Raw genomic sequence first — 25,472 nt, 5'->3', positions numbered from 1 at the left:
ACCAATTCAATTAATGTAAAACCTGATTGTTGCTTCTTCATTACCTTTACCTCTTTTAACATTTTTAAAAATTTAACAAAGTTTTCTTTTGAACTACTTAGGGAATCGTCAGAGTTACAGTGCCGTTGACAACGTTATAGTCAAAGAAGTGCGTATCTGATGCGCCGTTAATAATTAATCCATAACGGCAGGCGCTGGTATTCGGTGCGGATATTTGGTAACGCTCATTATCAATAGTTCCACCGCTTAATAGAGAAGTAGGCGCACTTTGCAACACGCCATTCCATACTTCCTGACATTCAGCCTCGGTCTGGTTGGTTGTAGTAGCATTACCTGCGTCACCGGTATTGGCGGGCCAACCATTCTCGTTGACAAAAACAGACTGGCCATCAATGACTACCTCTATGCCCGCCGCACTGGGCAAACTATTACCATCTGCCACCCACTGGGTGCGTACCAGTAATAACCCCGTGGTAAAACCACCAGCAACACCTTCAAGGGAGGCGATCTGTGCATCTGCAGTGACATTTAAAAATCGTGGTAATGCCGTAGCGGCTAATAAACCCAATAGGACAATAACGATAACCAACTCAACTAAAGTAAAACCTGTTTGTTTTTGCTGAAGCTGTTCTTGCTGAAGCCGTTCTTGCTGAAACATAGCCAATACCTTTTCCGAAAATTTAATTCTGCTCTGGATAAATCACGGTAACCTGACCATCCACCAGGTCATAGTCAAAGTAATGTGTCTGCGCTGCGGTGGCATTACTACTTAAAATCAACTCATAGCGACAAACATCACCCGTCTCACCGGCAAGGTCACCACCAGCACCCGCAATCACGGAAACAAAGTAGCGGTTGTTGCCGCGGCTGCCAGAATCTATGGTGGATGATGGTGAGCTTTGCAGCACATTATCAAACACCTGTTTACATTCATTGGCCGTTTGCCCATTTGCGGCGGCGTCATCGCCACTATTTACATTGGCTGGCCAGCCATACTCATTGATATAGAAGACTTTGCCATCCAGGTTAATGGCTATCTTGGACGCTGAAGAAGTATTGCCTCCTGCTACATTGCCATCGGTAGCCCACTGAGCATGGGCAATGGAGACACCGGTACTAAAGCCACCTGCCACACCCTCAAGGCTGGCTATTTCGGCTTCATCGGTGGCGCTTAATAAACGGGGTAATGCTGCCGCCGCCAGCAAGCCTAAGAGGATAATAACGATAACCAGCTCAATCAGGGTAAAACCCCGGGCCTGGTGGTAGTTCTGCCCCGGTGAGCGACCTATTAAAAGCGTTAGATTGTTAGCATTCATAGTTATATGTCCAATATATACAATAATTTAGTCCCTACTTTTGATATTGATCATTAGGCGTTATTGCCACCGTTTAATCACCAAAAGTTAACCTTGCATCACATTCATCATGTCCCACATTGGCAGGAATATGCCTAATGCCAGAATCATTACCAGGCCTGCAATACAGGCGATTAAAATCGGCTCGATATAACTGGAGAGGTTTTTCAGGTCATAATCGACCTCCTGCTCATAAAAATCAGCAACCTCATTCAGCATTTCATCGACCTGCCCGGTCTCTTCACCCACCTGGATCATCTGTAATACCAGCGGAGTAAACATTTCGCTTTGGACGCCACTGCGTAACAAGCTTTCACCGCGCTGGATACCTTCTCGCATGCCGCGAATATTTTTTGCCATAAAGCTATTTCCGACGGCCTGGGATGACAGCTCAAGGGCCTGGATAAGCGGCACACCGGAGTTAAGCATCAGGGCAAAGCTGCGACTAAATCTTGCGAGTATTGCACGCTCTAAAATGGAACCGATTAATGGAATACATAATTTAAAACGGTCGAGCTTAAATCTGCCGGCTTCGGTATTGATGTAGTAGCGAATACCAATAACAGCACCTAAAGAAAAAATAATAATAAAAGGCCATTCCTCCAAAAAGAAATTGGAGGTGCCAATCAATATTTTGGTGGCCCAGGGCAAGTCGGCGCCAAACTTGGAAAATAAATCGGCAAAGACGGGTATAACAAAAATATTAAGCACTACTATCGCAATACTAATGGCGGTTAATACAAAAACCGGATAACGCACTGCGCTGGAAATTCTACGGCGGGTATCTTTTTCCAACTCCATATAGCCAGACAATTGTTGGAAGGCGATTTCAAGTCGACCCGAGCTTTCACCAACATTAACAATATTAATAAATAAGCTATCAAAAATATCGGGGTGCTTGCTTAATGCGGAAGATAGATTGACACCGGAATTTAAGCTAGCTTCAACATCCAGCAATACTTTGGTGAAACGCTCATTGCGCAGCGATTCTGCCAAACCTCTTATGGCGCGGGTTAACACCACGCCGGAACGGGTCAGGCTATACATTTGCCGGCAAAACATACTTAATTCTTCCAGCGTAACTTTTTGCTGGAAAAAATCTGGTAATTCTATTTCCCGGGCAGCAATATTTTCAGTAATAGCTACAGGGGTAACGCCATTACCACTAAGTTGGGAGGCCACACCATCGGCGGAACCGGCCTCGATAACGCCAGAGACCAACCCCCCTTTGTCATCCCTGCCGCGATAGCTAAACCTGGCCATGCTTATGCTTCCTCAGCCGCTAGAGTTTTAGGAGTTTCAAGAGTTTCAAGGGTTTCCTCTGCCAATTGCTCAGACACCCTGAATACCTCATCCAATGTTGTAATACCTTCTACCGCATAATCTAACGCACACTGGCTAAGGGTTTTAAAATCCTCTTGTTCTCTTGCTGCTTTACCAAAAGCCAGGGGATCGGCGGAGCGCAGTGTATCGGCAAGGTCATTATTAATTTCTAAAAACTCGAAAATACCAATACGGCCTCGGTAGCCGGTATTATTACAGTGAGAACACCCCCTGCCCCGGGAAAAGGTGAGTGCGGGAATATCGGCACGGGGATTGATCGATTTTAGCCAAATGCTTTCTTGCTCATCAGGCTGGCATTGCTCTTTGCAACTATTGCAAATTCTTCTTACCAAACGCTGGGCAACAACGGCACGCAAAGCGCTGGCGACCAGATAACCTTCCAGACCGACATCAATAAGACGCATGGCACTAGTAATAGCATCATTGGTGTGCAAGGTAGATAAAACCAGATGACCGGTTAGGGAAGCGCGCACAGCAATTTCTGCAGTTTCCTGATCACGAATCTCACCTACCAGAAGAATATCCGGATCCTGTCGCAGGGAAGAACGCAGTACCGAACCAAAGTCAAAACCGATTTTATCGTGCACCTGCACCTGGGTAATACGCGGTAGGGTATATTCCACCGGATCTTCCACGGTAATTATTTTTTTCTCGGCACTATTTAATTCTTGCAGTGCGCCATACAGGGAGGTGGTTTTACCACTACCAGTCGGGCCTGTTACCAGTATCAAACCATGGGGACGTTTAATCTGCTGGCGGAAGCGTTGCAGAATATGCGCCGGCATACCGACATTATTAAGGTCCGCCATACCCTGGCTTTGATCCAGCAAGCGCATAACCACGGACTCGCCATGCTGCGCAGGCAGGGTTGATATACGCACATCAATAGGACGACTTTTAATATTGATATGAAAACGGCCATCTTGCGGCAGGCGCTTTTCTGAAATATTTAACCCGGACATCAGTTTTAAACGCAACACCACCGCTGAGGCAATACGTTTTTCGTTCATTACATGCTCTTGCAATACACCATCAACACGCTGGCGAATACGCAAGACGCTTTTATCGGGTTCAATATGAATATCCGAAGCATTAACCTGTACCGCATCTTCAAAGATGGACTGCAGTAATTTAACGACCGGGGCATCCTCTGCGCCGGTCGCTTCCAGCAGATCAAGCTCTATGGACTGGTCGCCCAGTTCATCACTTAGCTCTTCTGCAAAAGAGGCAATCTCACTGGTACGCCGATAGAGCATATCCAGCGCTTCAAGTAATTCATTTTCACGAACTACTGCTAGCGCCAATGGCTGTTGTAAAATTCTTGATAATTCATCAAAGCCAAAGATATCGGTAGGGTCTGCCATGCCGACAATCAGCGTATCATTTTCTTCGTTGAGTACAACGGCCCTAAAACGGCGAGCATAAGACTCCGGTAGGCGCTGGGTAACTTCTGGCTTGAAATTAAAGTTTCTTAACTGGATAAAGGGTACATCTAATTGCTGGGATAACAGATTTAATAACTGATCTTCTTCCACCATACCCAAGTCTATTAAAGCGCGACCGAGTTTTTTACCGCTTTGTTTTTGCGAACCCAGCGCCTCTCCCAACTGCTCATCGGTAATCAGGTTATTTTGGACCAGCAAGTCGCCAAGTCGTATTTTCTTTCGTTCTGTATTTGGCAACGCTCTCACCCTTTCACTGTACTGTGTTCACTAATATTGTTGGGCACTATCATAATGATGGAATGCGTTTGCGCGCATAGTCACTTAATGACTGGCTAATACGGCCTGACTCTATACCACGCCGGTAAGCTTCTTTCGCCAGTTTATTTTTACCTTGCAGATCTAACGCTATAGCCATACCTACCCACCAGTCACCGCGACTGGCATCATATTCAAGCAGAGTGCGATAGGACTGCACCGAGTAATCGTATTGTTGATTGCTTCTGGCAACATAGCCCAGCAATTCATAATAATCAGTGTGTTTGCTTACAGCAGGTCTTTCAGACAACAGTAAATTCATGGACTGGTCTAACTGCTTAAGCGAAAAATATAATCGCGCCTGAATAATAATCAGCTCAATATCCCTTGGGGCTACATCACCCAATGGAATTAATAACTGCTCCGCCTGCCGGTAGTTTTTCTGCGATAACCAAATTGTTGCCAACACTTTACCGGAGCGAATAGCAAGGGGGTTGTCCCTCATAAATGCGATCAGTTCTTCTTCAGCTTTTAGTGGTTGGTTATTACGCAATAATTTTTTCGCCTGCTGGCTTGCGATAAGGTCACGCTGGGCAAGGGTTAAAGGCTTGGGAGTTTTAACTGGCTGCGCGACCTTTGTGACTGGCGTTTTTTTCTCAGGCGCGGGCTTTACGGTCTCGATATTGTCGATAGGCGTTTTAGCTTCTGCCAGAGCTTCGGTAACTGGAACTACTTGTTGAACGGGCGCCGCTTTTTTTACCACGGGGTTTTCAGCTAGCTTTACAGCAAGCTCTGATACTGGCTGCAGCTGCTGTTTTGGCGCAATAGCTGCCAACTTATCCATAGCTTCTTGGTTGGCGGTATTTTGGTAACGAAAGACAGCAACCGCTATCGCTACAAAAATGGCAATCACCACAAAAGACATTAACGGCATTAACCATTTATTTTTACTGGTTTGTTTCTGCCCGGTCATCCAGTCAAGATTAACTTCTTCACGGGCCTTCTGACTGCGACGATCATCAAGATCGTTCAGCATATCGTTAACCAAGCTCATCTAAAGCCACCCGGCATGGTAAAAAACACACCTAACACCACACCTAAACCTACAGCAACTGAGGCGGCAAATAACCAACCGGTCATTTGGCCCGGTATATCAACACCTTCAGTATCCTTAATCGCGGAGGCTACATGGGCCTTTGTCACTTGTTGATTACCTTTACCATAGGCGGCCATCAGGGCTTTATGGCAAAGAATATTCACCAACCGCGGCACGCCTTTGCTGGCTTTATAGAGATATTGTAAAGCACTGTTATTAAATAATTGCGCGCCGTTATAACCTGCGGTGGCAACACGGTGCTGTATATAGTTACTGGTGCCTTCCATATCCAGAGGTGGCAAGTCATAAGAAAACGTAACTCGCTGCAGTAATTGCCTAAGACTGTCATGGGCCAATAGGCGATCTAACTCTGGCTGGCCAAATAACACTATATGAATCAACTTGGTGGTTTCTGTTTCTAAATTGGAGATCAGCCGTAAAGCTTCCAGTGATTTTGGTGGCATGGCCTGGGCTTCATCGACAACCAATACAACCTGCTTTCCTTCGGCGACTAACTCGACCAGGCGTTCATTAATTCCGTTTTGATATTCATTAATCCCATCACGTGATTTACATTTTATACCCAGCTCTCCAGCAATAGCGCGATAAAGGGCTGTAGGATTTAGAAAAGGGTTGGGGATATAAGCGGTGTAATAATTATCATCCAGGGTGTTTAGCAATTTCCGGCAAAGCATCGTTTTTCCGGTGCCAACTTCACCCACCACTTTGATAAAGCCTTCACCATTGGCCAGGGCCACTTGCAGCAGATTAAAGGCTTCACGGTGACCCTGGGCATTAAGAAAAAATGCCGTATTAGGCGTCAGCCCAAAGGGCTGGTCTCTAAGGCCAAAATGCTCTTTATACATTATAAAAAGCTCGCTTCAGGCTTGGTCTGGCAGTTACTCACTGTCAGTACCTTCTTTATCGCCATTTTCATTACTATAGGAGTTATCCAGTACATGACGGAATTGATCAAAACGCTGCTGCGAACGACTGGTCGCCTCAGGCAATCCATCTGGCCCCATGATCATCGGTTTTAATAAAATAACTAACTCATTTTTAACCGTGGTATTTCGCTGCTGGCTAAACAGATGACCTACAAATGGCATATCGCCAAATACTGGTGTGCCAGAATTATTATCCAGTGAGCGGTTTTGCATTAAACCACCTAGTACTACCACCTGGCCGCTGCGAGCATAAACCACACTGTCGGTTTCGCGAATAGTACTTAACGCCAGCGGCAGTTCAACCACCTGATCACCCAGGGTAATAATTTTTGTTTGGTCTTCTACTTCACTGATTGAGGGGTGAATATGCAAAATAATTTCATCGTCTTCACTAATTTGCGGTGTTACATCTAAAGCAATACCGGAGAAGAAAGGCGTTAATTCAATTTCCGGATTATTGGTGGTTGTGCCTGTTGAAGTGGTGGTGGTATTGGAAATCTCGGTAACGAAGAATTCATCCTGTCCTACTTTAATGACAGCCTTCTGGTTATTGACAGTTGAAATTCTTGGGCTGGAAAGCACTTGCACACTACCCTGGGTTTCTAATAACTGAATCACACCGGTAAAGTCATCGGAAGTAAAGGCTCCGCTAAATGCACCTCCGATACCACTTGGGCTAATCACGGGGGAGCCACCCACGCCAAAGGAAAAATCATTGCCGTTAATATCGGTAACCGCGTTCCAGTCGATACCGGTCTGGTAGCTATCGCTTAACTGTACTTCCAGAATTTTAGCTTCCAGCACTACCTGGCGGCGCATAATTATTTCGGCACGGGTTAAAAAGTCTTTCGCGGTATCAATTTCATCGGGCATGGCGCGAATAACAATAATACCCGCCTGCGGAGTAACAATGACTCGTCTACCCTCGCCGTCACCAATCAATACTGTTAGGGTTTGTTGTAATTCAGCCCAGAAATCTGATTTGGTTTCCGTTTTTATTTGTGCACCAATATTGCCGCCGCCATTATTGCCGCCATTGTTTCGGTTGCGGTCATTATTACTATCATTGCTGCTACCACCGCTATTGCTGGTACCTGCATCACTGACCTCACCATTGGTGATCTGTGTTTCGGAAATACCGGTACGCTTTAAACTCAGGTAGTCAATATGAAAAACTTCTGAGCGCATACCTCCGGGGAGTATTTGGTAAAGGTTGCCGCGCTTTTTATAGGAATAGCCATAGACTTCGTTAACAACAGTCATCACTTCTTCAATATTGACATTTTGCAGCTCAAGACTGATGGTGCCCTGCACATCGGGGTGAACAACCATATTGTAGGGCGTGCCTTTTACCAGGCCCATAAAGAAGTCCCGGGCATTGGCTTCATCTACAGAGACATCAAATAAGTCTTCACTAGCCGCCAAACTACCACCACCCATTAGCGGTGGCAGCAAGGCTTCATCAACCTGTGGCGGTGGTGCTATGTCCTCGCTTTGGGGATTGTCCTCAATCGCTGCCAATTCCTCCTGTATCATTTCGATACCGGAATTATCGCGGGTCTCCCGCGGTGTTATGGCACAGGAAGCGATAAAAATTACCGCTAAGGCAAGAGTGATTAGCTGTTGATAACGCATTTATTTTTCCTGCCTGATTGCTGTACGGCTCAGTTTCAGTGTGATTTTTTTACCGTTGTCGCTGACCAATACACTGTTTTTACTGATACGAATAATTTTTCTGCTACCCATAACATCTCCCTCTGCCAGCACCTTGCCATTAATCATGGCTACCTTGCGGGCTTTACTAAATAAAATACTTTCCAACCTAAGGCCATCGCTCTGTTTGCCTACAGATCGATAACTGGATGGTTTAGTAGGATCATCAAGAGACCAGGCCAAGGGCGATATAGCCAGCGCCGTTATCAGTAACGCGCCGCCATACCATTTAAAAAATGTTTTAAACACCAATCCACTCCTCGGCCATACTGACGGTATGCACTTCTAAAGTAATAATGGCATTGGGATATTGTTCGACCCGGTAACGTAAATCATGCCACTGAAAGCGCCAGGGCAATTGGGATAATTTTTCAAAGTAGGTAATGGCTTCCATATAGTTGCCTTTTAAACGCAACACAAAGCCGTGGTTATAGAGTGTCTGGTTGCCAGCCGCAGTGTTACCGCCGGCGGCTTCCATTGCAGGCTTTTGTCGCACCATGGCTACAACCGGTTTATTTTCAATACTTAATAGTTTCAGACCTTTGGTTTCCGCCAGGACTCTCTCCAAAACTTCTGGCATTAGCCGGGGCGGTATCATTGCCACCAGGGACTGTTCAATCTTTTGGTTAAGCTGGTCACGCTGGGATTTTAATTGATTGCGGCGTTTAATTTTATCGCGGTTAATCCCGGCTGTTAGCTGCGCTTCCAAAATCATTTTTTCATTATTTTTCTGCTGCATTTCAGCATTAATACTTTTAATACTGCTATTTAATTGCTCTCTTTTGCTTAACAGGGGGTCAAGCAGTGCAACCTGAAGAATCATCAGCAAAAAAACGATAGCGGTAAGTAGCACTAACACTCGCTCACGTTGATTTAATGCATCAATTTTTTGTTGCATGGCAACTATATGTTCATTCATTGGCTGAGTTGCCCATTAGTTTTGACGCTGTGCATCACTGGATTCGGTGGCACGCAATTCAAAATCCAGAAGATTATTTTCACCTTCGGGTATATTCATTTTAAATACCCGAAACTGGCGGCCGGAGAAAATGGTTTCAGTAGCTAAATTTTGTAAATAGCGCGGCACAAATTCCGGCGCCCGGGTACGACCCATTAAAGCCAGTTGCTGACCACCCTGCTGCAACTGAATTTCGGTTAACCACATACCGTCGATATTCTGCCGCGCCAAGCCTTCAAGGTGACTGGCAAAGCCCGCTTCAACTTGCTCGCTATTGGGGGGGTCAATACTGGCTAACAACTGACGGCGAAACTGAATATCATTTTGTAATGAAGCGATTTCACCATCGAGATTATTTTCCCGTTCGAGTTTGGATTTTTTCGCTTTTAAGGTATCCAGCTGTTCTGTCATCGTTTGCTGTCGTGCTGCCAGCTCGGCAAGTTCACTTTCCATTAATTGGCTGCCGATAAGTAACACGCCATAGGCCAGCATCATTACCACAAAAACAGCGCAGACAATCCACAGTTGTTGCCGCCCGGAAAAGGGAGGTTCGACCACACGATCAAGTTCGCTATAAAGATTAAGATGCTGCACGAATAGTCTCCTGCGGCGGATGATAGGGACCGAGCGCTGCACCTAGCGCACTGGCTGAACGAATAATGTGCTCGCCATCTGCACCAACATCTTCAGTCATTTCAAGCATGGGCAATTCCAGCGGGGCAACATTTAAGCCAAGCTGGGTGGATAAAAAATCACCTATGGCAACGGTATTGGCCAAGCCGGGAGAATAAAATAAACGCGTGATAATCCCTTTTCCGAGTTGGCTTTCGTAATAATCCAGTGAGCGCTGAATCTCCAAAAATAAAGAATCGAAAAAGCGCGTATTGTCGACACTGGCATTAAATGTATCTAAGCCAATATCCAAACGGCGCGTTAAGTACACAGCGCCATCTTCAACCAGATTGATAAAGCCCTCGCCTTCATGCAATTGCACCACGGCAATACCACCGCTCTTTTGCGGCAGGCGCGAAACAATATTGTGCATAGCCAATTCGGCAATCTCGACACAATCGACTTGCAGGCCACTGGCCTCAATGGGGGTAATTAAACTCTGTAGGGTGGATTTTCTCAGCGCTGCGGCATACAGCATTTTTTGGCGACCGCGGTAGGCATCTTCTGGCAGCTCAAAGTGGGCAATGGCGGCCTCTTCCACAGGGAAATCAATAAATTCTTTAACCTTCCAGCGCACCGCCGATGACATTTCATCGCTTTCCACCGGAGGCTTTTCGGTTAGCAGCAACTGGTAATAAACGGGATGCAAGACGAGGGAGCAAGGCATCTTCTCCCAGCCTTTCTCAGCCACTATATTGGCCAGTAGCTGGGAGCTATCACCTTCTGGGTCGTGGAATTGGCAGTACTGAACAGCACCGAGGGCATTAACCATGACAATAGCCAGACCATCCGGGCCCACTGCCAAACCTACCCGGCCTGCACCGGTATGGCTTTTATTCAGCCATCTACTATACCAAGGAATCGATATCGCCATTGGCGTTTTTGTCACTCCCAAGAAGTCCAATTTCGTTGAGTTATTAATTACGAGTGATCAGGGGTTTAACGTTAGAATAGCGTTATCGTCCCACAACCCATCGAACAAAAATGCAGCACTTAAGAAACTACTTTGCCTTGGTTTTGTAAGTCCATGCTTTTGTTTACAAATTATAGACGCTTTTAAATAAAGCACAGTTTTATTTTTCGGATTAAAATAACCTTCAAACTGATAGGAAACTTTAAGACCATGCTTCATATAGTCCTCTACCAACCTGAAATACCACCCAACACAGGTAACGTTATTCGGCTCTGTGCTAACACGGGCTTTAAGCTGCACCTGATTGAGCCATTGGGCTTCGATATGGACGATAAAAAACTGCGCCGAGCAGGACTGGATTACTCTGAGTGGGCAGCATTGGAAACTCACGCCTCATTGGCAGAATTTCTAGAAAAAATTCAGCCAAAACAATTGTATGCATGCACGACCAAAGGCATAAATAACCACACTGAAGCGCGGTTTGAAGAGGGAGATGCCCTGGTGTTTGGGCCGGAAACTCGCGGGCTCCCCGACGAGGTTTTAAATCAGATGGCAAAAGAACAGTTGCTGCGCCTGCCGATGCAGGCCCAAAGCCGCAGCTTAAACCTTTCTAACAGTGTGGCTATATTTGTCTACGAAGCCTGGCGGCAGTTGGGCTTTAAGGGCGGGCAATAAAAAACCGCAACAGCCTGGCTGTTGCGGTTTTCAAACAAGTTGAGCTTGGCAGCTTAGTGAGATTCTGAAGACATCTCATTGACCGATTGCTGAGTAGCCTGCTGAGCCGCCTGACGATACAGTGCTTCAAAGTTAATGGGCTGTAAGCTAATAGCAGGGAAGCCGCCTTTAATAGCCAGGCTATCAATAGCTTCACGAATATAGGGGAATAGCAAATTAGGCGCCATAATTCCCAGGGCCTGACGCAAAGACTCGCCCTCTATACCCTTGGCCAAAAACAGCCCCGCTTGCTGCACTTCAATCAATAGAGCGGTCTGTTCATCTAAAGTCGCTGTTACCGTGATAGTCAAAACCACTTCAAAGTTTTCGTCATTCACCTTGCTGTTTTTGGTGTTCATATCAACATTAACTTTTGGCTGCCACTGCTTGGCAAACACCGTCGCACCCAAAGGAGCTTCAAAGGATACATCTTTAACGTAAATTTTCTGGATGCCAAACTGCTGCTTTGGAGTTGCTTCACTCTCGGCCATGATCTTTCCTCTATAATCCTAATCTAATCAATGTTGTGGTTTCAGGTATTCGTTATTACTACTTTAAACCCGCTCGATTCAGGCCTTCGGCCTCTACCAGACTATCTAATTTGCCCGAACGCTCCAGCGCCCATAAATCATCACAACCGCCAACATGGGTTTCGCCGACCCAGATTTGCGGCACGGTGCGGCGACCACTGAGGTTCATCATTTCCAAACGCAGCTCAGGGTCACCATCCACTGAAATCTCACTATAGGCCAGACTTTTAGAATCTAGTAATTGCTTTGCCTGTACACAGAACGGACAAAAACGGGTGGTATAAAGATAAATATCTGACATACGACTCACAATCTCTGTTGCTAGCCAGCCTCTTATAATGAGGCTGAATTACTTGGTTACAAGTGGCAGCTGCATATTTTGCCACTCCATCATACCGCCACTAAGGCGCGACACCTGGTTAAAGCCATCGGCAGCCAGGGTTTTACCAGCAGCACCTGAATGCTGGCCCATTTTACACACCAGGATAATGGGTTTGTCTTTAGAGGACTCCAGTTCGACTTTCCGTGTCGCCAATTTGGCATGAGGTATATTGATCGCATCGACAATATGGCCCTGGTCGAACTCTTTGCTATCTCTTAAATCAACCACCAATGCCTGCTTTTGGTTAACTTCTGTGATTAGCTGTTGTGGGCTGAGGGTTGGGCCACCCTTGGCTGACTCATGGCGAATTAATAGACCAACACACACCATTAATGCTGATGCAACGATCCACTGCTCAGCCAAAAATTCTAAAAATAGAGCCATTGCCCTGACTTACCTCACACCTTTAAACAGCGCCACTGGCACCGCAGTTACAAATTAAGGGCGCAAGTATACACACCGACAAGGCCTGTTGACACTGTGAATATCTCCAGTAAACGCCAATGCCATGGCGAACTGCAGCCGGAATCGGTAGAATTAGGCCCGCAAAAACATTCGAACGAGAAGACAGACCGAGCTATGACAAACAGTACTGGCAAAAAAACCGTTGTTTTATTGATTCTTGATGGCTGGGGCCACCGGGAAGCACCGGAAGACAACGCTATCCATAATGCCAACACCCCCACCTGGGACAAACTGTGGCAGCAGCAGCCAAAAACCCTGATTTCCAGTTCAGGCCTAAACGTAGGTCTGCCGGAGGGCCAGATGGGCAACTCTGAAGTGGGCCATATGAGCCTTGGGGCCGGGCGTATTGTTTACCAGAATATCAGCCGTATCGATAAAGCCATCGCCGATGGTGACTTTTTTGAAAACAGTACCTATATAGAAGCTATTGATAAAGCCGTCAGCGCGGATAAGGCGATACACCTGTTTGGCCTGGTATCCCCCGGCGGGGTTCACAGCCATGAGAACCATATTCTGGCGATGATCGATATGGCTGCCCAGCGTGGTGCCAGGCAGGTTTACCTACACGCATTTCTGGATGGCCGCGATACCCCACCTCGCAGCGCTGAAGCTTCCCTGCAAAAAATGAATGACAAATTTGCCGAGCACGGCTGTGGCCGCGTCGCTTCTTTAGTCGGCCGCTATTACGCCATGGACAGAGATAACCGCTGGGAGCGAGTTCAGCTAGCTTATGATCTGCTAACCGAGGCCAAGGCTGACTACCGCTTTGATAATGCCATTGACGGGCTCAATGCCGCTTACCAACGTGACGAAAACGACGAGTTTGTTAGCGCCACTATTATTCAAACAGAAGACCAGCCAAGCGCCATCATTAATGAGGGCGACGCCGTTATCTTTATGAACTTCCGCGCTGACCGAGCCCGAGAAATAACCCGTGCTTTTGTTGAACCAGCGTTCGACGGATTTACTCGCAGCAAAACACCCAAGCTGGCAAGTTTTGTAACGACTACAGAATACGCCGCCGATATCAAAGCACCCAGTGCCTTCCCCCCTGAAAAAGTGACTAATAGCTTTGGCGAACTCATGGAAGCCAATAATAAAAAACAGCTGCGTATTGCAGAAACAGAAAAATACGCCCATGTTACTTTTTTCTTTAGTGGCGGCAGAGAAGAGTTATATAAAGGCGAAGATAGAATTCTGATTCCCTCACCCGATGTAGCTACCTACGACCTGCAACCGGAAATGAGCGCGCCGGAAGTAACCGATAAACTGGTAGCCGCCATTACCAGCGGCGAGTACGACACCATTATCTGCAACTACGCCAATGGCGATATGGTTGGCCACACCGGCAGTTACCAGGCTGCATTAAAAGCCGCTGAAGCGATTGATGAAAGTGTGCGCAGAGTTAGTGAAGCGGTACTCAGTGTCGATGGTGATTGCCTGATCACCGCTGACCATGGCAACTGCGAGCAAATGCTCGACTATGTTTCCGGCCAGGCCCATACCCAGCACACCACTGAACTGGTGCCCTTTATTTATGTGGGCAATAAATCCGTTAGCATGCAGCAGGAAGGAGGCAAGCTAGCCGATGTTGCACCAACCCTGTTGGCGTTAATGAATATAGAGCAGCCTGTAGAAATGACGGGGAATTCACTGGTTTCGGTGAATTAGTCTACACTTGCACCAAACCGTCATTCCCGCGTAGGCGGGAATCCAGTGCTGTAGATTTCCGCTTTCGCGGAAATAACAGCATAAGCATGCAGGCTGGATTCCCCCCTACGCGGGAATGACAACAGATTATGAGGCACACCTTAAATGGGCGAGCGTTTTACCTTTAGAAAAAAGCCGGCACTACTGCGCTTTTTTCTCGCTGCTGCCCTAACCCTGTTACTCCCCCTGCAAAGCATCACCGCCGACGACGACACGAAAACCCGCCAGCAAATCCAGCAGCTCAATAAAGAGATGTCATCCCTGCGCAAGCTGCTCTCTGAATTTAAGGGCCAGCGTTCCGAGCTGCAGAACTCACTACAAAAATCTGAAGTAGATATTGGCGCCGTACAAAAGCAAATTCGCGGTATTCAACAACAGCTAAACCAGGAGCAAGCTGAATTACAATCCCTGCAGATCAGACGCAAAGACCTTAATACAGCGAAACGGGACCAGCAAAAATTTATTGAGCAACAAGTACTGGCGGCCTATCAGGTTGGCCAAGAGAAAAAAATTAAAGTGCTGCTCAATCAAGAACAGCCGGATAAAATCAGTCGAGCTCTTACCTACTACGATTATTTCAATCAAGCCCGCAGCGAGCAGATTGAAAATTACATCAATATTATTAGCGAGCTCAACTCTATCGAGCCACGCATTGTTGAAAAGACTCAAACCCTAACCAGCGCAAAAGCAAAACTTGGCAGAGCCCACCAAAGCCTGCTTGCCAGCAAACAATCCCGGCAAAACAATCTCGCCAAAATCAATTCAGCGATTAAAAATAACGACCAGCGTTTAAAGAAGGCGGCTAAAGACCGCAGCGAACTAGAACGCATTTTAGCCGCCGTCGAGCAAACCCTCGCCAATATCAGTATCCCCAGCGACTACAGCCCTTTTGGCAAATTAAAAGGCAAGCTGCCCTGGCCGGTGGCGGGCAAACCTAGCAATCGCTTTGGCTATAAACGTAATGGCACCTCCCTGCGCTGGCAGGGTTTGGCTATTCCCGCCACTGAAGGCAGCAAAGTGGAGGCCATTCATTCTGGCCGAGTGGTCTTCGCCGACTGGCTGCGGGGCTCAGGTTTGCTGGTTATTATTGACCACGGCGATGGTTATATGAGCCTGTATGCACATAATCAAAGCTTGCTAAAAGAGACCGGCGACTGGGTAAACCCCGGCGATATGATTGCCACGGTGGGCAATAGCGGTGGCCAGCAGCGGGCCGGGCTATACTTTGAGATCCGTCACAATGGCAAGCCAACAGACCCACGCCGATGGTGTAAACGGGCATAATGGAGCACGCCAGGCGGTTGTATTACCTAACACCCCCCCTTAAAAGCAAGGTACAATCAAACCGAGACAAAAGAATAAGTAGCGCTATTTAATGAGCATCACTATGAAGTCAGCTTTTACAACGCAAACGAGAACCGGTCTGCTATTCAGTCTGGTACTGGTCATGTCCCTTGTCTCTAATGCACAAGCCCAACAGGCCGATGACACCGAGGAAGTACCCGCATCCCAACAAGCCGCCAGCATTAATGAGGGTAAACTCCCGCTGGATGAGCTTCGCTCCTTTGCCGATGTGTTTAATCATATCCGCCTTAGTTATGTTGAAGAGATTGACGATAAAACCCTGCTGGAAAATGCCATTCGCGGTATGCTATCCGGCCTTGACCCCCACTCCAGCTATTTAGACGCAAAATCCTTTGATGACCTGCAAGTCAGCACCTCCGGTGAGTTTGGTGGCTTAGGTCTGGAAGTCGGTCTGGAAAATGGCTATGTCAAAGTGATCTCCCCTATTGATGATACCCCTGCCGAAAAAGCCGGTATTGAAAGTGGTGACCTGATTATCCAGCTGGACAACAAGCCGGTTAAAGGTATGTCCCTGAATGAAGCCGTTAAGCTCATGCGCGGCAAAAAAGGCAGCGATATTGAACTGACCATCGTTCGTGAAGGTATTCGCCAACCCTTTGATGTCACTGTCACCCGGGACATTATCAAAGTGGTTAGCGTACGCAGCAAAACCTTGGAAGAGGGCTTTGGCTATGTGCGTATTGCCCAGTTCCAAAGTAAAACCGGCAGTGAATTTCGCAAAGCCATTGAGAAGCTAAAGACGAAAGATACCCCAATGAAAGGGCTGGTGGTTGACCTGCGCAATAACCCCGGTGGTATTTTGCAGTCCTCCGTTGAGGTGGCAGATACCCTACTGGAAGAAGGCCTGATTGTTTACACCGAAGGGCGGCTGAATGATTCTCACTCGGAATATTCCGCCACTCCCAATGACTTGACCGATGGAGCTCCCGTGGTGGTATTGATTAATGGCGGCTCAGCTTCAGCCTCGGAAATTGTGGCCGGTGCGCTGCAAGATCATCACCGCGCGGTTATTATGGGAACCGATAGTTTTGGCAAAGGCTCGGTACAAACCGTCGTGCCCTTATCTGAAAAGCATGCGATCAAATTAACCACTGCCCGTTATTTTACCCCCAACGGACGCTCCATCCAGGCTCAGGGCATTGTTCCAGATATCGTAGTAGAGCGGGCTAAAATTGAAACCATCAAAACCCGCGAGCGTATTACCGAAGCGGACTTGCAGGGACATCTAAGCAGCACCAATGGCGATGAAAGTGATCGTGAAAAGCGCCAGGACAAGGCTAAAGACGGCCTGTTTAATAGTGATAACCAATTGTATGAAGCCTTGAATTTGCTGAAGGGCTTAAACATTCTGGGCCTTAACGAAAAAGCCACTCAAGTAGCCAGCAAACCAGAACACCAGGAAGTTCCTAAAGCTCTGTAATCAAAGCCCTGTAATCAAAGCTATATAGTTAATTCATGAAGATACTCGCTCTATTTCTTTGCCTTGGCCTGGCCAGCAGCTGTTTGGCAGACATAGCAGAATCCCGAATTGTTCTAATTATTGATGATATGGGTAATAGCCTTGAACTGGGACAACGGGCCATTGCTCTACCCGGCGCTGTTAACTATGCCTTCCTGCCACATAGCCCCTATAGCAAAACGTTGGCGAATGAAGCCAACCGGCGGCAAAAAGAAGTTCTGCTCCATGCGCCCATGAGCAATCTGCACGACTACCCGACCGGACCAGGCACACTAACCCCAAGAATGAATCAACAGCAATTTCGGCAAACCCTGGTGGATAATATCTATTCCATCCCCCATGCCAAAGGCGTTAACAATCATATGGGCAGCCTGCTCACCCAGCTTAAGCAACCCATGGCATGGCTGATGCAGGAGCTAAAACAACAAAACCTCTATTTTGTCGATAGCCGCACCAGCCCGCTTACCGTGGCTGAAAGCACCGCTCGAGAGCTACAGCTACCCACCCTGAGACGCGATGTATTTCTGGACAACGAACCCACCATAGCCGCTATTGCCAGGCAGTTTGATCAACTGCTCCGCTTATCCAAACAACAGGGGGAGGCTGTCGCTATTGGCCATCCCTACCCTGAAACACTGGAGTTTTTAGAACAACAACTGCCGTTACTCAAAGAAAAGGGCGTGGTGTTAATCAAAGCCTCTGGCAGCCGATCGGTTAGTCAATTTGAACTTCACCGCCAGAGCACAAAACTAAGCATTGAAAAACCTTTCAATATAGGGAAATAACGCTAAACTGTTAAAAACTTACGACAGAGCCTATCCACGACAGGGCCTATCAGATGAGAAGTATGACCCTTAGAGCCGGCGAAACGGGCAGCACTCTTCCCGTACGTTCTGAGCGTTTTTTCGCCGCACAAGGAGAGTGGTTTTTCTCAACCCGGGAAGGGGCGCCTATCGGTCCTTTTGGTGATAAGAAAGAAGCCATCAAAGGGCTGAATGATTTTATTGAGTTTATGTCCCTGGCTGAGCCGAAAACCTTAACTAGACTCTATGCTGCACTAACTACAGCCTGACTTCTATTCCCTGCTGCGCCATAAACTGTTTTGCCTCCGGCACGGTGTGTTCGCCAAAGTGAAAGATACTGGCCGCTAATACGGCATCAACACCACCTTGCTTAACACCATCCACCAAATGCTGTAATTCACCAACGCCACCTGAAGCAATAACCGGTACCGATACCGCATCGCTAATCGCTTTATTTAATGGCAGATCATAACCCTTTTTGGTGCCATCGCCATCCATGCTGGTCAGCAAAATTTCTCCGGCGCCGTTGGCCACCATTTTTACCGCCCACTCTACCGCATTAATACCCGTTGGCTTGCGGCCACCATGGGTAAAAATGTCCCAACGTAAAGGCTCCCCCTCAGTACTGACTTGCTTTGCATCAATCGCTACTACAATACACTGCGAACCAAAACGCTCGGCAGCCTCTTTAACAAAATCAGGATTGTGAATAGCGGCGGAATTTATTGCTACCTTATCAGCACCGGCATTTAGCATGGTGCGAATATCATCAACAGTTCGAATACCGCCACCCACGGTTAAGGGAATAAAAACTTCCGCAGCAATTTTTTCTACGGTATGTACGGTGGTATCGCGGCCTTCATGGGTGGCGGTAATATCTAGGAAAGTAATTTCATCGGCGCCCTGCTCGTTATAACGCTTGGCAATTTCTACCGGGTCACCCGCATCACGAATATCAACAAAGTTAACGCCTTTGACTACGCGACCATTTTCAACATCAAGACAAGGAATAATTCTTTTTGCTAAAGCCATAATTTATCCACATTGGTTTAAGAACGTCATTACCGCGAAGGCAGTAATCCAGCTACGGCTATGCCGTAGCACTGGGCCCCCGCCTTCGCGGGGGCGACGATTCTGTTACGCTTGATCGCAGAATGTTTGTGCCACGGCAACATCCAGCGTGCCTTCGTAAATAGCGCGCCCTGTAATGGCTCCCAAAATACCTTCGCCAGCGACAGCTTGCAGGGCTTTAATATCATCCATATTAGTCACACCACCGGAAGCAATAACTTGAATGCTGGAAGCTTGAGCCATCGCTACTGTTTGCTCAACGTTAACGCCCTGCATCATACCATCGCGACTAATATCGGTATAAACAATCGATTCAACGCCATCCTGCTCAAAACGTTTGGCTAACTCGGTAGCTTTAATATCAGAAACCTCTGCCCAGCCGTCAGTAGCCACCAAACCATCTTTGGCATCAAGGCCCACAATAATATGGCCGGGAAAAGCTTTGCAAGCCTCCGTAACAAACTCAGGCTCTTTAACCGCCTTGGTACCAATAATTAAATAATTTACGCCAGCATTAATATAGTGCTCGATAGTATCGAGGTTACGAATGCCACCGCCAATTTGAATCGGCAGGTCTGGATAGGCTTTAGCGATAGAGGTAACGGCTTCGCCGTTAATAGGCTTGCCATCAAAGGCGCCATTTAAATCTACCAAATGTAAGCGGCGACAACCGGCATCTACCCAGCGGCTTGCCATCTGCACCGGGTCGTCGCCATAAACGGTAGAGTCATCCATCAAGCCCTGACGCAAACGAACGCAAGCACCATCTTTTAAATCAATTGCAGGAATAATTAACATGTTTTAAAAACCGTCTTAAAAAATAAATTAGCTTTGGCCATCCCAGCGCAAAAAATTGTCCAGCAGTTGCAAGCCTGCTGTGCTGCTTTTTTCCGGGTGGCATTGCGCCGCGAAAACATTATCGCGGTAAAGGGCAGCATGAATATTAACGCCGTAATCAGTGGTTGCCGCCACCAGAGCTGGGTCAGTAGTATGAACGTAATAACTGTGCACAAAATAAAAGCGGCTATCTTGTTCGATACCCGACCACAAAGGATGATCAATCGTTTGGTGTAATTGATTCCAACCCATATGGGGCACTTTTAATTTTTCGTTGTCGGGCCCAATTAAAGGGTCACCGAAAAACTTAACTTCACCGGGAAACAAACCCAGGCAATTAACACCGTTATTTTCTTCGCTGCTATTCATCAATGCTTGCATGCCCACACAAATAGCCAGCATAGGTTTGGTGGCAGCCACTTCTGCCACCACCTGATCAACACCTAAACGAAGAATTTCTGCCATGCAATCGCGAATAGCGCCAACACCGGGAAAGATCACCCGATCGGCAGCGATAATTTTTTCGGCATCACCGGTAACAATAACATTCACATTATCGCCAACGTGCTGCAACGCACTGGCAACAGAATGCAAATTACCCATGCCGTAATCGATTACAGCAACGGTACTTTTAGCCATAACGCTAATCCTGACTTTTAAGAAAATAAACGGTGATGGTTACAGCGTGCCTTTAGTGGATGGCATAACACCTTCCATACGCTTATCAGCGGTCAGGGCCATACGCAGGGCGCGGCCAAAAGCTTTGAACACTGTTTCCGCCTGGTGGTGAGTATTTTTGCCACGCAGGTTATCAACGTGCAAGGTCACTTTGGCGTGGTTGATAAAGCCCTGGAAAAACTCGATAAACAGGTCCACATCAAAACCACCGACAGAACCGCGAGTAAAAGGCACATGCCACTCAAGGCCCGGGCGACCAGAAAAATCAATCACAACGCGAGATAGCGCTTCATCTAATGGCACATAGGAGTGGCCATAACGGACGATACCTTTTTTATCACCTACAGCCTCATTAAAGGCCTGGCCCAAAGTGATGCCGATATCTTCCACGGTGTGGTGGGCATCAATATGCAAGTCACCTTTGGCCTGGATGTCCAGGTCAATCAAACCGTGGCGGGCAATCTGGTCCATCATATGATCGAGAAAGGGAACGCCGGTATCAAATTTGGCTTCGCCGGTACCGTCCAGATTGATCGATACGGTGATCTGGGTTTCCAGGGTATTACGACTGATGGTGGCTTTACGATCCGCCATGAAAGATTCTCCAAAAGGTCTCTTATAAACCCAAGTATAAACCCAGGCATGAACATAAGTATAAACATAGGGCAAGCCGCAGCTTTTCTGCGACCAATTGGGTATTATAAAAAAAGCGCACCAGCATTACATCTATTGTTATGCTCATTGGGTAAAAAATCGGTAATAAAACCCATAAGTAACGCTATTCACCGCGACTATCGACCTAACAGACTCCATTAATGACTAAAGCCAGAGATTCCATCAATATCAGCAAGCGGGTATTGCAGTGGTTCGACCATTCCGGCCGCAAAGACCTGCCCTGGCAACAGGATATCAACCCCTACCGGGTCTGGGTGTCAGAGATTATGCTGCAACAGACTCAGGTCAGCACGGTTATCCCTTATTTTCTGCGCTTTATGGAAGAGTTGCCCACCGTTACAGCCCTCGCTGCAGCCAGCGAAGATCAGGTGCTACACCTATGGACCGGGCTTGGCTATTATTCCCGTGCCCGCAATCTCCATAAAACCGCCCGATTAGTGTGTGACGAATATCAGGGGGAATTTCCCAATACCGTTGAACAGCTGAGTGATCTACCCGGTATTGGCCGCTCTACCGCTGGTGCTATTGTATCGATTGCCTTCCAGCTGCCCGCCGCTATTCTGGACGGCAATGTTAAACGGGTATTGGCCCGCTTCCATGCGATTGAAGGCTGGCCCGGGCAAACCGCCGTATTAAAAAACCTATGGCAAGTAGCTGAAGCCCACGCACCCACACAAAGAGTAGCCGACTACAGTCAGGCGATGATGGATTTAGGAGCAACCTTGTGTACCCGCTCCAAGCCTGCCTGCCCGCTATGCCCACTGAATAAAGACTGCTCCGCCCATAAACTGGGTACCCAATTAGAGCTTCCCGGCAAAAAACCCAGGAAAAAGCTGCCGGTCAAAACTACGCAAATGCTTATTATTAAAAATGCCGATGACGAGCTACTGCTGGAAAAAAGACCGCCTACCGGCATTTGGGGCGGCTTATGGGTTTTTCCTCAAATCGCCACAGAGGAGAATGCCAGCCAATACTGTGAGGACACATTGGGACAGGCACCTCTAACCATAGATCGCTGGGATAACTACCGCCATACCTTCAGCCACTACCATCTGGAGATCAGCCCCGTTGTCATTACCCTGAAGACAGCACCATCGATAGTCATGGAAGCTGATCAACAGCTCTGGTATAACCTGCATCAACCGGCCACCATTGGCCTTGCGGCCCCCATCAAAAAGCTGATGGCCAGACTTATTTAACAAGTGGAATAACCATGTCACGCACTGTTTTTTGCAAGAAATACCAACAGGACCTCGAGGGCCTGAATACCCCACCCTACCCCGGCGCCAAGGGGCAGGAGATCTTTGACACGATCTCTAAACAGGCCTGGGAAGAATGGCTAGCTCACCAAACCATGCTGATCAATGAACGCCAGCTCAATATGATTGACCCCCAGGACCGTCAATTTCTGCAGCAGCAGATGGATAAGTTTATGGCGGGTGGCGACTATGCCAAAGCTACTGGTTATGTACCGGAAGCCGATGATAAATAAGAGGAATAGTCGCCCTTGACTCAGGGACTGCTTCCCTGTTTAATACGCGCCTCTTGTGATTTGGCGCACTGTTCAAATAGTGGCCAATCCGCAGAGATAGCAAAAAGAGTTTGCCCGGTTAGCTCAGTTGGTAGAGCAGGGGATTGAAAATCCCCGTGTCCGTGGTTCGATTCCGCGACCGGGCACCATTATTTTTAAGTAAGCCTCCACTTGGCAACGAGTGGGGGCTTTCTTTTTTCTACCTCAGGGATTCGAACCCAATTAACCTATCGCAAAGCTGGTGTCCTGCTTCTAAACATTCTCGGTGTCATACCAGCCTGACGTTTGAAGAAATTTGAAAACGCCGCAGTATCCGTAAAGTGAAGACGCTCGGCAATGGCGCTTATTGTAAGCTCGGAATGGAGTAAGTAATGTCTGGCCAGCTCCAGCCGCGATTCATTATAGATGCTTTGGTAGCTGGTGTTTTTTTGCTTAAGTCGATAGCGCAAAGTGCGAGCGGGCAACCCCAGTTCGTGAGCGACGACTTCGGCTGTGCAGCCCTCTTGATCTGACAATGCTCGGATGATGCGACGCACACGCTCTACAAATGTCGTATTGTATACCGTACGCAATTCGCTCTCGCGCTTCACCAACGCAAGGCCATCCTCAGATATTGCACGTGCCGGGGCACGGAAGTTAGGTTTGTCAAAATCTTCATTGGTGATGTGAACAGCATTCACGTCCTGATTGAAAAAAAGGCGGTCACCAAAAACGTCTCTTAATGGCTCCATATCATCGGGCGCGGCGTGCATAAACTGGACGTAGTCAGGCTGCCAGCCCTTACCGAGCGATCGGCGCAATTCACTTACGATTGTGCCAAAAAACATTTCAACCACCTGAACCTGGCGAATGTGTTGCCTGGCAGCCATAGATTTGATGGTAGCCGATGCGTAGAAATCCACGGTGATCAGCTTTCCGGCTAAGTTTTCGGAAGAAATACTGATGCTCACCAAACCCGTATGGAGCGCCATGTTCTCGGCTAACAGTTCCAACTCTTCGCCAACGGTGCGCGCAGTACGGGCCAAAAGCCACAGGTTTCCCGTGACATCCAGGCCCAGGGTTCTGCTTGCTTTCAGCCCAAAGAAACGTTCCTCAAGTTCTTCCGCGGCTACTTCAAGCAAGCGGTTAACGGCACTTGACTTAATGAGCAGATGGGGGGTATGTAATGCCTCCACTGGCAGACCAGCTTTTTCTGCGTAGATTGCAGGATCCTGACCCGCTTGCCTGATCAGCTCTAAGGGACTCTCCAGCAAAGCGCTGGGAACAAGATCATCCAAATGTATTCCCCCTTTTTCTTTAAATAAGTTGCCTGCATAGCGCGAAATGCGAACCGGGCACAGATAAAGCTGCCATATATTACAACCAGATTGCCAAATAACACAACTAGTGCCCCCCTCTTCCAGTAAACTTTCCCATGCTTTTTACTCTACCTGGAAACTATTGAATGAAGAATGAAGATGACCCCTACTGGGAGCCGGTGAACCAATGGCAAGTCGCCGGCAAAAAAGCCTATTTTGAAAACAACCAAGTGTGCTTTGATTACCAGACTGCGATGAATAACTATTGCTCTACCTGTATGTCGGTTTGCCCCTGGAGTAAGCAAGACACCACTTTGCTACATGATGCGGCGCGTATTGCCGGGTCGCAAATGCCGTTTTTGAGTAAGTATATTGTTTATATGGATGATCTGTTCGGCTACGGTCTTATTGAAGATAAAGAAGGAATGGAAGAGTGGTGGTCAGAAGAGGCGCCGGTTCGCGGCGTCGATTCGCGTCAGGGCAGGAAACCATGAGCAAACTTTTCAGGCAAGCTGATGTAGCTTGCGCCCCCTTAAAAAATACAGGTTTTTGAGGAACCCGAGATAAGGGTAATCCAGATGACCTAAAAGGCTGTATATACCTAAAAGAGGTCAGACAATTGATATTTTTGCGTAAAGACATCGACCTGATGAGTAAGACTTACCGGGGCCATTTTATTAATGGCTTATCCGGCTATAAGAGTAGCAACTTGTTAGGTACAGTGAATGCAACGGGGCAAACCAATCTTGCAATTATCAGCTCGGCGTTTCATCTGGGAGCCGATCCACCCTTAATGGGGTTTATTAATCGTCCAGATAGTGTTGAGCGTCATAGTTTAAGCAATATTCTGGAGACCGGAAGCTATACCCTGAATCATGTGCACACAGCCATGATTGATCAAGCTCACCAGACATCTGCCCGCTACCCCGAAGAGCAGTCTGAATTTGATGCCTGCGGTTTTAAGCCCCAATGGCAAGCAGGTGTTACTGCCCCCTTTGTTAGTGAAAGCCTGATTAAAATCGGCTTGCGCTATGTTGAACACCACCGCATGCTGAATGACACACTGATGGTGATTGGCGAGGTGGTGAGCGTTGAGCTTCCCGAAGAGGTGATCAATGCTGAAGGCGTTATGGATATCAGCCTGGCAAATACTATTGCCTCAGGGGGGCTCGACACTTACTACAGTGCGAAAAAAGTTAAGCGCCTGAGTTATGCTAAACCTGATCGCGTTCCCCTAACACTGGATGACTGATATT

Annotated in this window: 29 protein-coding genes and 1 tRNA gene; 11 read left to right on the top strand and 19 right to left on the bottom strand. The window is 47.6% G+C overall.

Annotated features, from left to right (window positions below; genetic code table 11):
- Positions 1-97: 97 nt before the first annotated feature.
- From P8H32_RS06435 to pilM, 11 genes are all read right to left on the bottom strand, one after another.
- Positions 98-658, bottom strand: coding sequence for a prepilin-type N-terminal cleavage/methylation domain-containing protein (locus P8H32_RS06435; protein WP_301088797.1), 561 nt, complete (start codon positions 656-658; stop codon positions 98-100).
- Between the two features lie 22 nt (positions 659-680).
- Entirely contained in the window at positions 681-1,316 is a 636-nt protein-coding gene (locus tag P8H32_RS06430; RefSeq protein ID WP_297292647.1) for a prepilin-type N-terminal cleavage/methylation domain-containing protein, read from the bottom strand.
- 87 nt (positions 1,317-1,403) lie between these two features.
- Positions 1,404-2,618, bottom strand: a complete 1,215-nt coding sequence (locus P8H32_RS06425; protein WP_297292646.1) for a type II secretion system F family protein — start codon at positions 2,616-2,618, stop codon at positions 1,404-1,406.
- Positions 2,619-2,620: 2 nt separating this feature from the next.
- Entirely contained in the window at positions 2,621-4,381 is a 1,761-nt protein-coding gene (locus P8H32_RS06420) for a GspE/PulE family protein (protein WP_301088795.1), read from the bottom strand.
- A 49-nt stretch (positions 4,382-4,430) separates the two neighbouring features.
- Complete coding sequence (locus tag P8H32_RS06415; protein ID WP_301088794.1) at positions 4,431-5,453, bottom strand: hypothetical protein; 1,023 nt, start codon at positions 5,451-5,453, stop codon at positions 4,431-4,433.
- A complete protein-coding gene (locus P8H32_RS06410) occupies positions 5,450-6,361 on the bottom strand; it encodes an AAA family ATPase (RefSeq protein ID WP_301088792.1) in 912 nt (303 codons plus the stop codon). Before P8H32_RS06410 ends, P8H32_RS06415 begins: the two co-directional genes overlap by 4 nt.
- 33 nt (positions 6,362-6,394) lie before the next feature.
- The gene (gene mshL, locus P8H32_RS06405) at positions 6,395-8,077 is read right to left on the bottom strand and encodes a pilus (MSHA type) biogenesis protein MshL (protein ID WP_301088790.1); all 1,683 of its coding nucleotides are present in this window, start codon (positions 8,075-8,077) and stop codon (positions 6,395-6,397) included.
- Complete coding sequence (locus tag P8H32_RS06400) at positions 8,078-8,404, bottom strand: hypothetical protein (protein WP_297292641.1); 327 nt, start codon at positions 8,402-8,404, stop codon at positions 8,078-8,080.
- Entirely contained in the window at positions 8,397-9,074 is a 678-nt protein-coding gene (locus P8H32_RS06395; protein ID WP_301088789.1) for a hypothetical protein, read from the bottom strand. The genes P8H32_RS06400 and P8H32_RS06395 overlap by 8 nt, the downstream gene beginning before the upstream one ends.
- A gap of 15 nt (positions 9,075-9,089) precedes the next feature.
- Complete coding sequence (locus P8H32_RS06390) at positions 9,090-9,707, bottom strand: PilN domain-containing protein (protein ID WP_301088787.1); 618 nt, start codon at positions 9,705-9,707, stop codon at positions 9,090-9,092.
- Positions 9,694-10,659: a pilus assembly protein PilM gene (gene pilM / locus P8H32_RS06385; protein ID WP_297292638.1), complete on the bottom strand. Its 966-nt coding sequence runs from the start codon at positions 10,657-10,659 to the stop codon at positions 9,694-9,696. The genes P8H32_RS06390 and pilM overlap by 14 nt, the downstream gene beginning before the upstream one ends.
- Positions 10,660-10,908: 249 nt before the next feature.
- On the opposite strand from pilM, the gene trmL reads away from it, so the two are divergent.
- Positions 10,909-11,373 carry a tRNA (uridine(34)/cytosine(34)/5-carboxymethylaminomethyluridine(34)-2'-O)-methyltransferase TrmL gene (gene trmL, locus P8H32_RS06380; RefSeq protein ID WP_297292637.1) on the top strand — a complete coding sequence of 155 codons (465 nt, stop codon included), beginning with the start codon at positions 10,909-10,911 and terminating at the stop codon, positions 11,371-11,373.
- A gap of 53 nt (positions 11,374-11,426) precedes the next feature.
- On the opposite strand, the gene secB is transcribed toward trmL, so the two are convergent.
- Genes secB through P8H32_RS06365 form a run of 3 tightly spaced genes read right to left on the bottom strand, consistent with a single transcriptional unit; the run spans position 11,427 to position 12,708 of the window.
- A complete protein-coding gene (gene secB / locus P8H32_RS06375) occupies positions 11,427-11,903 on the bottom strand; it encodes a protein-export chaperone SecB (protein WP_301088785.1) in 477 nt (158 codons plus the stop codon).
- A gap of 58 nt (positions 11,904-11,961) precedes the next feature.
- A complete protein-coding gene (gene grxC / locus P8H32_RS06370) occupies positions 11,962-12,243 on the bottom strand; it encodes a glutaredoxin 3 (protein ID WP_297292635.1) in 282 nt (93 codons plus the stop codon).
- A 48-nt stretch (positions 12,244-12,291) separates the two neighbouring features.
- A complete protein-coding gene (locus P8H32_RS06365) occupies positions 12,292-12,708 on the bottom strand; it encodes a rhodanese-like domain-containing protein (RefSeq protein ID WP_297292634.1) in 417 nt (138 codons plus the stop codon).
- 195 nt (positions 12,709-12,903) lie between these two features.
- Between P8H32_RS06365 and gpmM the strand changes: the two genes are divergently transcribed.
- From gpmM to P8H32_RS06340, 5 genes are all read left to right on the top strand, one after another.
- On the top strand, positions 12,904-14,460 hold the full coding sequence (gene gpmM, locus P8H32_RS06360) for a 2,3-bisphosphoglycerate-independent phosphoglycerate mutase (RefSeq protein ID WP_301088784.1): 1,557 nt from the start codon (positions 12,904-12,906) through the stop codon (positions 14,458-14,460).
- 144 nt (positions 14,461-14,604) lie between these two features.
- Entirely contained in the window at positions 14,605-15,783 is a 1,179-nt protein-coding gene (locus P8H32_RS06355; protein ID WP_297292633.1) for a peptidoglycan DD-metalloendopeptidase family protein, read from the top strand.
- A 163-nt stretch (positions 15,784-15,946) separates the two neighbouring features.
- Positions 15,947-17,284, top strand: a complete 1,338-nt coding sequence (locus P8H32_RS06350; RefSeq protein WP_301088781.1) for a S41 family peptidase — start codon at positions 15,947-15,949, stop codon at positions 17,282-17,284.
- Positions 17,285-17,319: 35 nt separating this feature from the next.
- The gene (locus tag P8H32_RS06345) at positions 17,320-18,108 is read left to right on the top strand and encodes a divergent polysaccharide deacetylase family protein (protein ID WP_297292631.1); all 789 of its coding nucleotides are present in this window, start codon (positions 17,320-17,322) and stop codon (positions 18,106-18,108) included.
- Positions 18,109-18,170: 62 nt separating this feature from the next.
- A complete protein-coding gene (locus P8H32_RS06340; RefSeq protein WP_297292630.1) occupies positions 18,171-18,395 on the top strand; it encodes a DUF6316 family protein in 225 nt (74 codons plus the stop codon).
- On the opposite strand, the gene hisF is transcribed toward P8H32_RS06340, so the two are convergent.
- The 4 genes from hisF to hisB all read right to left on the bottom strand — a co-directional run bounded on the left by hisF (position 18,385) and on the right by hisB (position 21,306).
- Positions 18,385-19,158, bottom strand: coding sequence for an imidazole glycerol phosphate synthase subunit HisF (gene hisF, locus P8H32_RS06335; protein WP_301088780.1), 774 nt, complete (start codon positions 19,156-19,158; stop codon positions 18,385-18,387). The genes P8H32_RS06340 and hisF overlap by 11 nt on opposite strands.
- 105 nt (positions 19,159-19,263) lie before the next feature.
- Positions 19,264-19,995: a 1-(5-phosphoribosyl)-5-[(5-phosphoribosylamino)methylideneamino]imidazole-4-carboxamide isomerase gene (gene hisA, locus P8H32_RS06330; protein ID WP_297292628.1), complete on the bottom strand. Its 732-nt coding sequence runs from the start codon at positions 19,993-19,995 to the stop codon at positions 19,264-19,266.
- 27 nt (positions 19,996-20,022) lie between these two features.
- Positions 20,023-20,673, bottom strand: coding sequence for an imidazole glycerol phosphate synthase subunit HisH (gene hisH / locus P8H32_RS06325; protein WP_297292627.1), 651 nt, complete (start codon positions 20,671-20,673; stop codon positions 20,023-20,025).
- 39 nt (positions 20,674-20,712) lie between these two features.
- Positions 20,713-21,306 carry an imidazoleglycerol-phosphate dehydratase HisB gene (hisB, locus tag P8H32_RS06320; protein ID WP_297292626.1) on the bottom strand — a complete coding sequence of 198 codons (594 nt, stop codon included), beginning with the start codon at positions 21,304-21,306 and terminating at the stop codon, positions 20,713-20,715.
- A gap of 221 nt (positions 21,307-21,527) precedes the next feature.
- Between hisB and mutY the strand changes: the two genes are divergently transcribed.
- From mutY to P8H32_RS06305, 3 genes are all read left to right on the top strand, one after another.
- The gene (gene mutY, locus P8H32_RS06315) at positions 21,528-22,586 is read left to right on the top strand and encodes an A/G-specific adenine glycosylase (RefSeq protein WP_297292625.1); all 1,059 of its coding nucleotides are present in this window, start codon (positions 21,528-21,530) and stop codon (positions 22,584-22,586) included.
- Between the two features lie 14 nt (positions 22,587-22,600).
- Entirely contained in the window at positions 22,601-22,879 is a 279-nt protein-coding gene (locus P8H32_RS06310) for an oxidative damage protection protein (RefSeq protein WP_297292624.1), read from the top strand.
- 112 nt (positions 22,880-22,991) lie between these two features.
- Positions 22,992-23,067 (top strand) — tRNA-Phe (locus P8H32_RS06305).
- 78 nt (positions 23,068-23,145) lie between these two features.
- Here the strand turns inward: P8H32_RS06305 and P8H32_RS06300 are convergent.
- Positions 23,146-24,195 carry an AraC family transcriptional regulator gene (locus tag P8H32_RS06300; RefSeq protein WP_301088779.1) on the bottom strand — a complete coding sequence of 350 codons (1,050 nt, stop codon included), beginning with the start codon at positions 24,193-24,195 and terminating at the stop codon, positions 23,146-23,148.
- 167 nt (positions 24,196-24,362) lie between these two features.
- Here P8H32_RS06300 and P8H32_RS06295 point away from each other — a divergent pair, with 167 nt between their 5' ends.
- Positions 24,363-24,710, top strand: coding sequence for a hypothetical protein (locus tag P8H32_RS06295; RefSeq protein ID WP_301088778.1), 348 nt, complete (start codon positions 24,363-24,365; stop codon positions 24,708-24,710).
- Between the two features lie 155 nt (positions 24,711-24,865).
- Positions 24,866-25,468: a flavin reductase family protein gene (locus P8H32_RS06290; protein ID WP_301088777.1), complete on the top strand. Its 603-nt coding sequence runs from the start codon at positions 24,866-24,868 to the stop codon at positions 25,466-25,468.
- Positions 25,469-25,472 lie beyond the last annotated feature (4 nt).

This window comes from Oceanicoccus sp. (assembly GCF_029238675.1).
Lineage (GTDB): Bacteria > Pseudomonadota > Gammaproteobacteria > Pseudomonadales > Dasaniaceae > Oceanicoccus.
This window is presented reverse-complemented; position numbering and strand designations above follow the sequence as displayed.